At 42.0% G+C, this 13,474-nt stretch carries 19 protein-coding genes; 18 read left to right on the forward strand and 1 reads right to left on the reverse strand.

All coding sequences use genetic code 11. The features are described 5' to 3' along the window. The first annotated feature begins 22 nt into the window (after positions 1-22). The 16 genes from QQK21_RS22200 (at position 23) to QQK21_RS22275 (ending at position 11,399) form a co-directional block, all read left to right on the forward strand. On the forward strand, positions 23-391 hold the full coding sequence (locus QQK21_RS22200) for a head-tail joining protein (protein WP_284194357.1): 369 nt from the start codon (positions 23-25) through the stop codon (positions 389-391). Then, positions 357-947: a phage tail protein gene (locus QQK21_RS22205; RefSeq protein WP_284194358.1), complete on the forward strand. Its 591-nt coding sequence runs from the start codon at positions 357-359 to the stop codon at positions 945-947. Before QQK21_RS22200 ends, QQK21_RS22205 begins: the two co-directional genes overlap by 35 nt. Then, on the forward strand, positions 944-1,525 hold the full coding sequence (locus tag QQK21_RS22210) for a hypothetical protein (protein WP_284194359.1): 582 nt from the start codon (positions 944-946) through the stop codon (positions 1,523-1,525). Before QQK21_RS22205 ends, QQK21_RS22210 begins: the two co-directional genes overlap by 4 nt. Beyond that, positions 1,525-2,190, forward strand: coding sequence for a phage baseplate assembly protein V (locus tag QQK21_RS22215; protein WP_284194360.1), 666 nt, complete (start codon positions 1,525-1,527; stop codon positions 2,188-2,190). Before QQK21_RS22210 ends, QQK21_RS22215 begins: the two co-directional genes overlap by 1 nt. A 3-nt stretch (positions 2,191-2,193) precedes the next feature. Next, complete coding sequence (locus QQK21_RS22220) at positions 2,194-2,544, forward strand: GPW/gp25 family protein (protein WP_284194361.1); 351 nt, start codon at positions 2,194-2,196, stop codon at positions 2,542-2,544. Beyond that, positions 2,541-3,461 (forward strand): baseplate assembly protein, encoded by a 921-nt coding sequence (locus tag QQK21_RS22225; RefSeq protein ID WP_284194362.1) that lies wholly within the window; start codon positions 2,541-2,543, stop codon positions 3,459-3,461. Before QQK21_RS22220 ends, QQK21_RS22225 begins: the two co-directional genes overlap by 4 nt. Further along, complete coding sequence (locus QQK21_RS22230) at positions 3,427-3,990, forward strand: phage tail protein I (protein WP_284194363.1); 564 nt, start codon at positions 3,427-3,429, stop codon at positions 3,988-3,990. Before QQK21_RS22225 ends, QQK21_RS22230 begins: the two co-directional genes overlap by 35 nt. Next, positions 3,977-4,645, forward strand: coding sequence for a phage tail protein (locus QQK21_RS22235; RefSeq protein WP_284194364.1), 669 nt, complete (start codon positions 3,977-3,979; stop codon positions 4,643-4,645). The genes QQK21_RS22230 and QQK21_RS22235 overlap by 14 nt, the downstream gene beginning before the upstream one ends. Further along, complete coding sequence (locus tag QQK21_RS22240) at positions 4,645-5,583, forward strand: hypothetical protein (protein ID WP_284194365.1); 939 nt, start codon at positions 4,645-4,647, stop codon at positions 5,581-5,583. The genes QQK21_RS22235 and QQK21_RS22240 overlap by 1 nt, the downstream gene beginning before the upstream one ends. Positions 5,584-5,634: 51 nt before the next feature. Next, a complete protein-coding gene (locus QQK21_RS22245) occupies positions 5,635-7,113 on the forward strand; it encodes a phage tail sheath subtilisin-like domain-containing protein (protein WP_284194366.1) in 1,479 nt (492 codons plus the stop codon). Then, complete coding sequence (locus tag QQK21_RS22250; protein ID WP_284194367.1) at positions 7,106-7,609, forward strand: phage major tail tube protein; 504 nt, start codon at positions 7,106-7,108, stop codon at positions 7,607-7,609. The genes QQK21_RS22245 and QQK21_RS22250 overlap by 8 nt, the downstream gene beginning before the upstream one ends. 66 nt (positions 7,610-7,675) lie before the next feature. Then, positions 7,676-7,990: a phage tail assembly protein gene (locus tag QQK21_RS22255; RefSeq protein ID WP_284194368.1), complete on the forward strand. Its 315-nt coding sequence runs from the start codon at positions 7,676-7,678 to the stop codon at positions 7,988-7,990. Between the two features lie 136 nt (positions 7,991-8,126). Next, entirely contained in the window at positions 8,127-9,809 is a 1,683-nt protein-coding gene (locus QQK21_RS22260) for a phage tail tape measure protein (RefSeq protein ID WP_284194369.1), read from the forward strand. A 3-nt stretch (positions 9,810-9,812) separates the two neighbouring features. Further along, positions 9,813-10,214, forward strand: coding sequence for a phage tail protein (locus QQK21_RS22265; protein WP_284194370.1), 402 nt, complete (start codon positions 9,813-9,815; stop codon positions 10,212-10,214). Next, a complete protein-coding gene (locus QQK21_RS22270; RefSeq protein ID WP_284194371.1) occupies positions 10,192-10,401 on the forward strand; it encodes a tail protein X in 210 nt (69 codons plus the stop codon). Before QQK21_RS22265 ends, QQK21_RS22270 begins: the two co-directional genes overlap by 23 nt. Continuing rightward, entirely contained in the window at positions 10,389-11,399 is a 1,011-nt protein-coding gene (locus QQK21_RS22275) for a contractile injection system protein, VgrG/Pvc8 family (protein ID WP_284194372.1), read from the forward strand. The genes QQK21_RS22270 and QQK21_RS22275 overlap by 13 nt, the downstream gene beginning before the upstream one ends. A 98-nt stretch (positions 11,400-11,497) precedes the next feature. Here the strand turns inward: QQK21_RS22275 and QQK21_RS22280 are convergent, their stop codons facing one another. Continuing rightward, complete coding sequence (locus QQK21_RS22280) at positions 11,498-11,662, reverse strand: hypothetical protein (RefSeq protein WP_284194373.1); 165 nt, start codon at positions 11,660-11,662, stop codon at positions 11,498-11,500. 363 nt (positions 11,663-12,025) lie between these two features. Between QQK21_RS22280 and QQK21_RS22285 the strand changes: the two genes are divergently transcribed. Then, positions 12,026-12,358 carry a helix-turn-helix domain-containing protein gene (locus QQK21_RS22285; RefSeq protein WP_284194374.1) on the forward strand — a complete coding sequence of 111 codons (333 nt, stop codon included), beginning with the start codon at positions 12,026-12,028 and terminating at the stop codon, positions 12,356-12,358. A gap of 454 nt (positions 12,359-12,812) precedes the next feature. Continuing rightward, a complete protein-coding gene (locus QQK21_RS22290) occupies positions 12,813-13,457 on the forward strand; it encodes a CatB-related O-acetyltransferase (protein ID WP_284194375.1) in 645 nt (214 codons plus the stop codon). Positions 13,458-13,474 lie beyond the last annotated feature (17 nt).

Below are 13,474 nucleotides of genomic sequence, written 5' to 3' on the forward strand. Positions count from 1 at the left end.
AGGGCCATTATCAGGATTTTCTATGTTTGATGATTTTGACAGCCTGCTTGCAGAAGCAGATAAAGAAATCATGTCCGCATTTGGCAATGTGGATGTATTAGTTCAAGGCGTTGATTCGATTCGTGGGATCTTCGATGCCGAGCAGCAGATAGCAACTCTTGATAATGGTGGCAAGGTATCAACGTACTCAGCAAGAGTATCGTTGAAAGCCTCAGAAGCGAATCACCTTGGACGACGAACCAAGGTCGAAATTAAATTCTCTAACGGTCGTAGCGAGTTTTATCGAGTTATGGATACCGAAGATAACAAAGACGGTGAAATGATTGCTTATCTCAAAGTAGATGGAGAGAATGCGAATGCTCAGCAACCAACATCAACTATTCGATATTGATTTAGATGAGCTTGAAGCAATCCGTAAAAGCGTTGGTGCAACACCGAAAGAAATGGTGAAAGCTTATGGTCGGGCTCTGGCTAGAACAGCGGTAACTATCAGAAAACTTAGCTCAAAACACCTTAAAGAAGAACTGCAGGCAAAAAGTGGCAAAGTGATTCGAAACAGGTTGAAGCAGTTCAAGATAAAAGCAACAGGCAACAATCTTGATGAGCTCAAACTTTGGTACGGGTTGAATCCGTTACCAGTGAGATCTCTTAAAGGGCGTATTAAGCGTATTGGTACTAAGCGTTCGCCCAATGGGGCAAGCTTCTCTCCCTCATCTTCATCACTAAAGGCTGAAACTTACGATAAGGGCTTTATTGCTCGGTTGAATGGCCCTCGCTCTATCTATCTTCGAACCGGAAAAGGTAAGTGGAATATTACCGAAGCCAAGGTCGATATCAGTGATGAAATTCATGTGGCGATAGAAGACGAGATTTTTAGCTTGATACCAGAGATTTTTATTAAGCATTTCACTACAGATTTGAAAGGTCGGGTGGCGATTAGAAAATGAATATCAACATGCATGAATACCACGAGGCGATTAAGAATTGGCTGCAAGGCCATGAGCAGATCTCTAGTTGGTTTAAATTGATAGATCGCTATCCAGAAGAAAGCACCAAGCTTACCACACCTTTTCTTCTCTATTCCGTTGGTGATTGGGACAAAGACAGCGAACAACCTGCTGGTGGCCAAAAGGCTTGGAACTTGAGCCTCACTTTTCATATCGGTATCAACAACCTTGAAGAAGATAACCCAGAAAATACGGGTGCAGACTTGCAAATATTGCTGCGTGATTTAGCTATGGCTGCATGTGCCTATCTTGATGAATCACGATTCGGTCTTAAATGTTCTGTAGGTGATGTAGTCGTTTCATCTTGTGAATATGACGCACTATCGCCTGAGTTGGACGAATATCTTGTTTATGTAATATCTGCTAACCAACGCTTTTTGACGAATAAAATAGATCCATGTTTAAGCTCAGAATTATATAACCCTCACGGTATAGCCATGGCTGGCTTCGCACCTAGAATCGGAAGTGGCCACAAAGATGATTATGAGCAGTTGTATCCCGAATACGAGGGGAGTTAATGGCTGTAGACACACTCTATGAAATATCACAGATCCAGCGACGATTAGCGAACTGTATCAGGGAAGGACGAATTCACGCGGTTCAGAATGAGCCACCTCGTGTGAAGGTCGAATATGACAAAGACGAAAACGGCAAGCCAGTACACACATGCTGGCTTCGTTATTTTGAAGAGCGTGCGGGTCATGTCATCAAATGGAATCCACCTAAAGTGGGGGAGAGCTGCATGTTGTTCTCACCAGGTGGCGATCTCCGGCTCGGCGTTGCCGTTCTTGGCCTAAATAATGTGACCAATCCAGCTGCAGACGTTAATCCCAACGTGCATAAATCTGTGTTTGATGATGGAGCAAATTTTAGTTATGACCGTCTACTTCATCATTTGGCCATAAACCTTTTAGCCGGAACCGCAGAGATTAACGGTGACACGCTTACATTGAATATCGATATCATACACAACGGTGATTACCTTCATAACGGTGATCTCGTTCATTTTGGAAATACAGACCAAACAGGTGAGATAACGGCCAGCTCAAACATAACATCCAAAGCTTCTATCACAGGTGTCACTGTGTCTGATGCGACTGGTTCAATACAAGCTATGAGAACAATCTACAACGGTCACAAGCATGAACCTGAAGATCCCGTACCAGACAAGCAAATGAGGTAAATTATGTTCAATGGTACAAACCGATATACAGGACGTCCACTTTCTGGCCTTGAGCATTTAAAACAAAGTGTGGCAGACATACTTACCACCCCCATCGGATCTCGAGTTATCCGTCGCAACTATGGCAGCAAGTTACCAAGACTTATTGATGCTCCTTGGAGTTCTGAAACCAAGCTTGATGTCATTGCAGCAACTGGTGAAGCATTGGATCAGTGGGAGTCACGAATAGAGGTAACGAGAATATCAACATATCACTCTTTTGATAATGGTAATGCTCAAGTCACCGTTGATATTGAAGGTAATTACTTGCCGACGGGTGAACCAATAAAACTCGAAGGAATTAAAATTAAATGAGCACTGTAAATTTCCGTAATCTGCCTCCCCCGTCAGTCAGGGAAGAGCTTGATATTGAATCAATCTTCGAAAGGAAAAAAGCCAAGTTTAAAGAACTGTATCCTGAATGGAACGCTGAACTTGAGTCCGATCCATCCATGAAACATTTAGAGCTTGCTGCCTATGATGAGACTATTCAGCGTCAACGAATTAACGATGCTGCACTTGCTCCAATGCTACCTTGGTCTAAAGGTTCTGATCTAGAAGGGTTAGCCGCTAACTTTGGTCTAAAGAGGGAAATTATTCAGGAGGGAGATGATAGTACTAACCCTCCCATTGCGCCGATCATGGAGAGTGATGATTCTTTAGCTGAGCGTTGCCAACTCGCTTGGCATGGATTATCGACAGCAGGAGCACCAAAATCCTATCTCTATCATGCACGGGCCGCATCTCCTCAGATTAAACATGTCAAACCTCATAGGATGGATGGTCGAAACGTTAAAGTTGTATTGCTATCTCATGAAGGTAATGGTCAGCCATCGCCTGATGTTATATCAGTAGTACAAGACTACTTCGAAAGGGAAGATGTCAGGCCGCTTTGTGTTACACCTTGGTGTGTATCAGCAGAGATCAAAGAGTTTGAGATTAATGCCAAATTAGACATTATTTCCGGTCATGTAGAAGACACGGTGTTAAGCACTGCTCGAGAAAATACATTAGTTGAGCTACAAAACGCCCATAGAATCGGCGGTAAGGTAACGCTAGCCGCATTGTATAAGGCTTTGAAAGTTGAGGGTGTCGATGATGTAGATTTGAATGGTTTCGAAGCCATTGTCTGTGATTCTTTTACCGCTCCCTTATGTACATCGTTAAATATCACTCGGACTGAAGAGGCTGAACTAAGTGAGTCTACTACCCCCCAATTCAACCCAGTATGAGACAGCGCTCGAGCACGTAATCAAATCAGATATGAGCTCTCCGATTCGATATCTATGGGACCCGATTAAGTGTCCAGAAGAGCTTCTTTATGTGTTAGCTATCACCTTTGATGTGGACGAATGGGACGAGGATTGGCCCGAAGAGTTTAAAAGAAAAACACTATCAAATGCTTACTTTGTACATTGTTTGAAAGGCACACCAGCGGCTCTTCGCTTAGTTCTTCGAGATGCAGGTTATCAAGAGTTTGCTTTAGTCGAAGGTCTTAACATAAGTAAGCGAGATGGCAGTAAGACACGTAATGGCCATTATTATTTTGGTGCGGAAGATGCTGAAAGCTGGTATCGAGTTTATCTGCAGCGTGCTATTACCATCGAACAAGCCTATCAGATAACGAGAATGTTAAATCTTGTAGCACCATTGGAATGCGAGTTGAAAGGTCTGCACTTCGAAAAGGCAAGGTTTTTATATAACGGAAGGATGCCGAGAGACGGCACTTACACGCGAGGAGTGGTAAATGGCAGCAGTTAATGATGAAGCTGTTTGGGAAGAAGAGGTATATCAATTAGAAGAAACCGATCCTGTACAAGGCGGAAAAGAAGGAATTGATAATAAACCTCATGCTCAGCTAGCAAGGCGAACCTCTTTTCTTAAGCGCAAGCTTGAAGAAGCCGCTGGATACATACCAATAGGTATACCTTATCCTTGGTTTTCAGATTCCGCCCCACAGGGGTTCGCAATCATGAAAGGTCAGGAGTTTGATAAGGAAGCGAATCCAAATCTTGCCATACTCTTTCCAAGCGGATATCTACCAGACCTGCGCGGTTGTGGTTTGATAGGTAAAGAGAATGACGAAGCCATTGCGACCTTTGAAGAAGGTCAAGTTAAAGAGCACGGCCACCCTAATTCAATTGCAAGCTCTACAGACTTGGGGACTAAATCAACTAATGTAACTGGATCTCACAATCATTCATACAGTATTTATGCGAATCAATTTAATCCTAATACTCAAAGACCGGTGACAGGTGCGACTGGCGCTCAAACGGGTTACACGAACCATGCTGGTAACCATGCTCACCATGTAGTTATAGGTGCTCACACCCACGCAGTGCAAATTGCTTCATTTGGAGCAGCCAAAAATACGATTGATCATTGGAAAGTTAACTTTATTGTAAGGTTGGGGTAATGGAAACGTTTTTCTCAGATGACCGAACTGTTTATGTCTCTCAATTCTCTAAAGATGGGTGGTGGTTAGGTAACAAGTCAGAATTTGTATCGAAAGGCACGGCATTAGGTACGGAATTTACATTGAATATTTATCAACCGTCTGAAGATGGAATGATATCAAAATATGACCAACAAACAGGTGAGTGGTCGAAAGAAATTAGAAACAGGTCTTTTGATAAATATTGGGATGATAGAGGTACTGAATACTTAATTGGAACCCCTGATGGCGAATATCCGACGTGGGCGATAATTGAATCACCTCCTGTCTTTGATGCAGACACACAAACTGTTTTACACAAGAAAGAGACAGGTTGGGAACTATACGACATTATGCTTGGTAAAAAGTACTATGACGAGTGGGGTACTGAGCTTGTTGTATCAGATCTTTATTTTGAGCTACCGCCTAAACATACGTTTGTACGCTTTCCCGATGAAGTAAAACCTGACCATTGCCTTAAACTGGTTGATGGTGAGTGGTGCCAAATCCCCGATCACAGAGAAAAGATGGCTTATGTGAAAGACAGAGATGATAGTGAATTGGCTGATTATCAGGTTGAAGAACTCGGAGAGATACCTGATACGCACACATTGATACCATACATCACACATCACTCGTGGGATGAGGAGACGCAAAACTGGTTGTATGATCAAGAACGTCACCGTCCAATAAAATCATCTGAAGAGGTTTCTTGGCGTAATAGCGAATTAAAGAAAGTTATAGACCGAATAGATCAGCATATTAAAGATCAAAGTGCGCCAGAGGAATACAGAACATCACCGTTTACAACTGAAGAGATCAGGCAGCTTTGGTTAGACCGAAAAATGCTTAGTGATTATCCACAAACGGATGGCTTCCCATTCACTAGTCGGCCGAGATTATCCTTGATTACACCATAACCTAAACCAGCAATCGCTGGTTTTTCTTTTTCTACTTCTATGGAGAACCTTATGCCTGAATTTTTACATGGCTCAGAGGTCATTGAAATTGATGATGGTGTTCGCGCCATTAAATCCACCAAAATGTCGGTGATTGGTATTGCACTAGAATCTGATGATGCAGCTAAAGCCACATCAGCCACGTTATCTGTCGGCTCTGCCGTATTAGATGACGATCTCAAGTTTACGTCAGTTGATGCAGGTAAAGACAGCAATGCTATCAGCATTACAATGCAATATGCCAGCGAACCGAATGCTGAGGCCAGTGTCTCTGTTTCTGGTAGCGCTATCACTATTACCTTGGCCACCGATGAAGAAACAAATCCGATTACTAAAGTTACCGATATACCAGCACTGATAGATAATGAAGCTGATGCTAAAAGACTCGTTATGTGTACTACGACGTCTAGCGAAGAAAACGCTAATACTCCAGATGTTTTTAATAAACGCTTTCTTTCCGGCGGTATGGATGAACCATTCCCAGAATTGAAACCCGTTTTGGTGACAGGTCGAATCAGTCAAGCTAAAGGGCTTGGCGTGACATCTGAAGCTTATAAGTCGATGAAAAGTATCATGGATCAAACTGGAGCGTTGGTCGTGGTCGTTCGTGCGAAGAAAATCACTGCGCCTGAAAGTCATGGCTCAAATATTATTTCAGCTATTGAAAAGTTCTCTGAGGCGAAAGCAGAAACGGAATATAAGCCGCGAATTCTGATTGCTCCTCGCTTCTCTCACATTGATGGAGTAGCTAAAGCACTTGAAAGCCAAGCGGCTCGTTTGCGCGGTTTTGCTTATGTAGATTGTGGTCTAACAGACACCTACATTGATGCAATGAAGCGCGCTAAATCTTTTGGCGGTCGAGTTGAAATACAATGGCCACATCTGAAAGTTTACGATACAGAACTTAACTCAGAAGTGCCAAGACCAACCTCTGAATTTGCTGCGGGCTTACGTGCTCGTATCGATGCGGAAAAAGGCGTTCATTGGTCCAAGTCAAACCAAGAAATTTACAACGTGATTGGCACTTGGGTTCCGGTTGAATGGGAGCTGAGTGATAAGAACTCAATAGCGAATGTTTTAAATGAAAATCGCGTTAGCACCGTGATTCGTGAAGGTGGTTATCGTTTTTGGGGTAATAGGAGCTGCTCAATTGATCCAAAGTGGACGTTTGAGTGTGTGCGTCGTGTCGCTGACATGATTAATGACAGCATAGAGAGTGCGCATTTGTGGGCAGTCGATAGGCCAGGCACAACTCAGTATCTTCAAGATGTTATATCTGGTGTTAAGTCTTATATGGCGCAGTTGCGTTATGAAGGCGTTATACCTGGAGGTGATGCTTGGCTTGATAAAGAACTTAACACGCCGTTAACCATGTCTCAGGGCATTGTTTATTTCGACTTTGATTTTGGCGTTTACTATCCGATGGAGCATTTAATCTTCCGCTCTCGTCTCAATATGGGTTACTTAGAAGAGGTCATTTCAAATGTCTAACTGGGTTCGAAAAAAATATGGCCTTTATATTGGAGGCAAAGATAAAGTTGGTGATGTTGTAGACCACACGCCGCCAGTGCTAGAGGTTATTACTGAAGACTTTGTGTCAGGTGGTATGGATATGCCGATTCCCATGGATATGGGCATGAGTCCCATGTCCACGTCATGGACAATGGGTGAAGACACGGATACTTTGCGTTTGTTTGGTCTTCCTACTGGAAAGAAAGTCACCGTGTTTGTTCGTGGTTTGCTGATGGATGATGAATCAGGTGAAACCAGAGAGGTGATTGAAGAATATCGAGGTATTTTAACCAAGATTGACCGAGGTACTTACTCGCCCAACTCAAGTGCTCCATACACCTACGAAATGAAGCTTAGTTATTACCGATATGCGGTGAATGATGAAGATATTCATGAAATTGATCCTAAAAACATGATTCGTAAGATTGATGGTTTCGACCAACTAGCCGCTGCGCGTAAAGCACTTGGAAAGTAATTCAATAATCCTATAAACCCAAGGCAGCTCAAAGAACTAAGCTGCCTTTTTTAATTCGAGAACGTTATGTCTAAACAAGATATCAAGTTAGAAGAGAAAATCATCTTAGCTATTCCTTATGAACATGAAGGACGAAAAATCACAGAGCTTACTATGCGTCGTCCTAAAGTTCGTGACCAACTGGCCCTTAGAGCTAAGTGTGGCTCAGTTGGCCATCCTAAAGTAAAACAAGGTCAAAAAGATTTTTACGACAATTTAGATCGTGACTTAGAGATGTTTGCAATTCTTTGCGATGAGCCAGTCGAACTATTTTACCAAATGGACAATGGTGACTACACAAAGTGTTCGAACGCCTACACGGTGTTGTCACAGCCCTGCTGAACTATGACGAGAGAGATCTCGATAATGTGATTTTTAAACTTTCAACACACGTTAGTTGGACGATGACAGAAATTGAGAATCTTGATCTGGTTCGCTTTAACCGAATGATTGAAAACATCCCGAAAAAGAGTCAGTGATGAGTGCAGTCCAAAACTTAAAAACGGTGGTTACTCTAGGGGGCACCGTTGATAACTCTTTTGCCCGTATGGGTGGGGTTGTCGATAAAGAGTTAGGTAAAGCCACAAAACAAGTAAAAGATTTAGAGAAAGAGCAGAAGCAGCTTACTAAGCAAATTAAACAGGCAAAGTTAGCCGGTGCTGATGTTTCTTTGCTTACAAGGAGATACCGAGAGCTTGATGCTGAAATCGAAGATGCCACGAGAAGCGCTGAAGGCTTTGCTTCGGCCAGTAATTTCTCTGCCAATTTAATTTCCGGAGGGAAAGCTGCCGCTGCCACTACCGCTGCAGTTGGAGGTCTTGCTGCAGGTGTCGTTGCACTTACCACAGTGACGAATAAGGCGACAGCAGAGCAGAATGCTTTGGCAAAATCTTACGGCATGAGCATCCAAGATTTTAACGCTTGGGGTGCAGTCGCTGTAGAGGCTGGATTAAATGCTGAGAATACCGGTGACCTCGTTGAAGAGCTTAGTAATAAGTTTGGTGAGTTTAAAAGTTTAGGTGAACAAGGCACGGTTTCAGATGTGTTTGGTGCTCTTGGTGTTGATGCAGCAATGCTTGAAGGTATGTCAGCTGTTGAGCAGTTTGAATTCATCATGAAGCGCTTAGAGTCGGTGGGTGATATTCAGCAGGCATCCAGTTTGGCCGACATGCTTTTTGGTGGTGAAGGCGCGAAGATTGTCACTTACCTTAGAAACAGTGGCAAAAGCCTTGATTCAATCTTGGATAAGCAAAAAAAAATCAACAACCTCACGAAAGAGGGCGCTGATGGTGCAACGGATTACAACACCTCCTATAACGCATTAACGACAGCTATGACTTCTTCATGGCAAGAAGTAGCAGGTGTTGTAGGTGGTGAAGTGGCTCCCGTTGTTGATGAGCTTGCCATGAGCGTGAGCGCTTTTGCTAGAGAGCACAAAGCAGAGATAGTTAGTTTTCTAAAATCAGCCGTTGAAGGCTCTATTGCCTTTGGTGGTGCAGTGGTGGACTTAGGTGGCTACGTAGACGGACTGGCTCAATCTATAGGTGGTTGGGATACCGTTATGAGTTTAGTTATTGGAATGATGGCAGGTAAGGCAGTGATGGCCGTTGGCACCATGGGTATGCAACTCATTAGCATGGTTAAAACACTAGGTACGATTAAGACAACCATGCTTGGCGTGAATGCTGTGATGGCTGCAAATCCAATAGGCGCTGCAGCGGTGGCCGTTGGTGCTCTTGTTGCAGCAGGTGTTGCGCTTTATCAAAACTGGGATGAAATCAAACAGTGGGCCGAACCTTTCTTTGATTACATCTATGGCATGTGGGAAGGTTTGGTTGATATCGCTACATCAGTGAAAGATGCTTTTAGTTGGGATGATGATGAAGATAAACCTGCTCCCCAAAAACTTAATGGGTATGCCGCATACACTCAGCAGAGTAAGCCAGCTTACCAAGGTTATGGTTATAGCAATCTAGCCGCTAGAGTGAGCGAGGTGAATGCTGAGACCAATCCTGCAGGTAAAAATACTGTTCATCAAAATATTGAGAAGATTGAAATCGTCACTCAACCAGGGCAGAGCAATAAAGAAATAGCCGGTGAGGTAGTGAATCGACTATCGAACAAGCACGAAGCTGCGATGTATGACACCAACATAGGATAAATCATGGAAAGGATCATGTTGAAATGGGGAGGGATTAAGTTCTCCATTGATACGCTCGCTTACCAGCAATTTGTTACAACATACAGTTGGACTTGGGCCAGTCAGAAACGCTTTGGACAAACTGATTCACTCCAATATACCGGAGAGGATAACCCCAAAGCCAGTCTAAAAGGCGTTATTTTTACGTGTTTTGAAAAAGTTGGTGTTAACCAGATAGATAAGGTGGTTGTTCAGGGAAATTTGGGCAAACCACAGCTTTTAGTCTCTGGTACGGGTGATGTTATGGGCTATTGGTGTTTAACCACTGTGCAGAAAACAGAGAGTAAGTTTATGCAGGCTGGTTTAGCTAAGAAACAAGATTTTACTATGGAGCTTATTTTCTATGGGAAAACCTTATTTAACTAAAGACGGTGATGTTCTTGACCTCCTTTGCTTTCAGGAATATGGAACGGAAAAAGCGGTTCCTACTGTGCTTGATGCGAATCATCATCTTGGTGAGTATGGCTCGGTATTACCAGGAGGACTTACTATCGTATTTCCTAATTATGATCCACCGATTGAAGACGATTCGGATACGTTATGGAGCGAGTAGTAAATTACGCACCTGCATACAGAATTGAGGCGAATGATAATGATATTACAAATAGTATTCAGGATTCATTCATATCTATGACCATCACTGATAATGAAGGAGGTGAGGCTGATTCACTATCTATCACTCTTGATGGTTCAAAAATAAAAAAAATGCCAACCAAAAAAGCGAAGTTAAAAATAGCGTTAGGCTTTGAGGATCGGCTTTATCCGCAAGGCATTTTTTCAGTGAGTAACTTTTCAGAGAGTGGTTTTCCTGAGCGCGTAGTAATCTCTGGCACATCAATACCTATGGGTGGGTTCAGTGATTTAGATAGTATTCAAACTCAACGCACTCAAATTTGGGAATCCATTACACTGTCTAACTTGCTCCATATTGTAGCGTCTCGCAATGGACTAAAACCAATGATTGATAATGAGTTAGGCCTCCAAAATATTGAGCACATTGATCAAACGGCTGAGTCAGATATGGCGTTAATGACAAGAATTGCCAAGCAGTTTGGACTAGTTAGTAAAGTGTCTAATGACAATTGGATGATTTTGAAAAAAGGTGAAGGTAAGAACGCTCGCGGAACAAAGGCTATTAGTCATTCGATACATAAAAGCGATGTATCAGATTATAGTTTCAGCTCATCAACAAGAGAAGAATCCTGCATTGTTGAGGCTAGATGGCAGGATATAGAAAACGGTACTAAGGGTACAGTTAGTGCTGGTAGCGGTTCTACAGTATTTCAAATAGCGTATACCTACCCAAATGAAGATGAGGCATTAATAGCTTGTAATGCCAGAGCTAATTCTCAATCCTCAGATAACGATACGTTTGACTTTACAACGTCTAATCGTAGGGGCTTCATCAAAGCTTTTTCTACTGGCCATCTAACTGCATCAGGTTGGAGAGCTGAGATCAGCAATTGTACATGGAAAATAATTCGCATCACTAAATCGATTGATCGAAATGGTGGTCTAACGGTAAGCGTTAGTGCCAACAAGGTGGTGTAACTTACCCGCCTACAGAAATAAAACACAACAACGTTTCGCCACCTGATATGTACTAATTCAGACCTGACATATCAGTTTCGTTGTTGTGTTTCTCATTCTCAATTATTCAAGCAGGAGGCATTCTTTTCCTGTTCTCTCCTCGCAACTCCTACTAACTCTTCTAATGTTGTTATCGCCAGTTCTGATAACTCTTTGTCCAAAACTGTTCCCGGCTCCAAATCACTTATTAGTAACATTGCTTTTCCTATTAGATCTTTATTCATTTATTACCCCTCGCCACGATACAGTGTCTAGGGTCTTTCCATTTATCTATATAGTGAAAAAAGAGAGACATTATTTGCAGTTTTGGATTAGTTTTTCCTAAAATAGTATTATTCATATAATTATCACCAACTGAGCGCTTTAAAACGCATACATTATTTTTCTTGCTCAGGAAGTACATTAACTCCTGAAACCTTAAGCCTGATGTTTGTTTTATATTATTGAAATGACATACATGGCATACGTCATTGGTAGTGGATGATAAAGAGAAATCCAGCATATGAAACAGGGTTAGAGCACATATTCTATACGACTCTCCATATGTGGATTTTTTGAAGTTTTTAATCTCCAGATCCGGTGGTGCAATGGGTAAGATTTCAACTACAGTGGCTGTCTTGCGTCGATTTAGAGAGCAAAGTGGCAAAAGTAGAAAGGAGATAGCAGAAGAGACGGGTATTGGAATCCGTACTATTGAACGATTCGAGTCTGGGGAAGTTGACATGTGGGTCCGAGATCTTGAGAAATACCTTTCTGCTTTGAATATTACCTATTTTGATTTAGCAGTAGCAATTCAAAGTGGTAATTATACTTTGTCAAAAGATATGGAGTCTGTGGCCAAACTACTGCCTCATGATATAAAAGCTATCCATTTGGAATATCTAATTAAACTGGTCAAGTTGTTGCATAAAAAAAATTGACAAGATTGTTCAATTAGTAATAGCCTATTCATGCACTAAAAATTTAGTGTCGGGATTGGAACCCCGTTCAGATATAGGCGTACAACACGTTAATTTATTTGCGTGCGTTTTGTGTTAGTTGTATAAGTGCCAAGGCATAAATGATGCTTAAGTACTGTAGCATGAGTACGTTAGCTTACTTGATATGGTGAGCTGAGCTTGGCAGCTAAGGCTGGCCGTTTCCTATGTCACGGTAGTTCCAACCGAGTTCAGTTCGCCACCAAATCAGATTGGAACCTGTAGTGGTGGACTCAAATTCGACTAGGAGTTCATTATGCACATGCTTAACCATTTAAGACCATGCTTCAGTATTTCAAGCTCTCTATGCCATAAAACCAAAGCGGACAAGAAGTTAATCAAAAATTCTATTTGTTTCGCTGCGAACTATGTCTCCTTTCTATAAAGAGAACTACTCATGAATAAAAGAAAGAAAAGGATGACCATCAGTCTTAATAGAAAAATCAGTGGCTTGAATATATCTATTAACAGGAGAATCTTCGACAACATCAAATTACCTCTTCAAAAGGTTGAAATCGAAGAATATTGTAACTTTGGAGCAAGTAAAGGTATGTGGAGTATGGGTTATATGTCCTACTCATATTCGGTGTTACCTTTGGATACCAAGGTTGGACGATATTGCTCTTTGGCTCATGGTATAAGTTTTATGGGTGTTCAACACCCAATTGAAAGATTTACAACATCACCTATTACTTATGAGAAAAGTTTTTATGATGACCTTGGTATAGATAAAGTTGATATACCAGACACTGATGAAACCCATATAGGTCATGATGTTTGGATAGGTCAGAATGTGACAGTCAAAAAGGGTGTTAAGATAGGTAATGGAGCTATTGTTGCTTGCAACTCTGTAGTAACAAAGGATGTAGAGCCTTATTCTGTCGTCGGTGGCATACCCGCTCGATTAATTAAATATAGATTCAGCAAAGATAGGATTGAGCGTTTACAGAAGAGTCTGTGGTGGAACTACGACTTAAAAAGATTAAACATAACGAGAAACAGAAGTGGCCCCCGATTTTCGGACATGACTTTAAGTGATTGATCTGTTTTGATAGTACC

This window comes from Vibrio zhanjiangensis, from assembly GCF_030161235.1.
GTDB classification, from domain to species: Bacteria; Pseudomonadota; Gammaproteobacteria; order Enterobacterales; family Vibrionaceae; genus Vibrio; species Vibrio zhanjiangensis.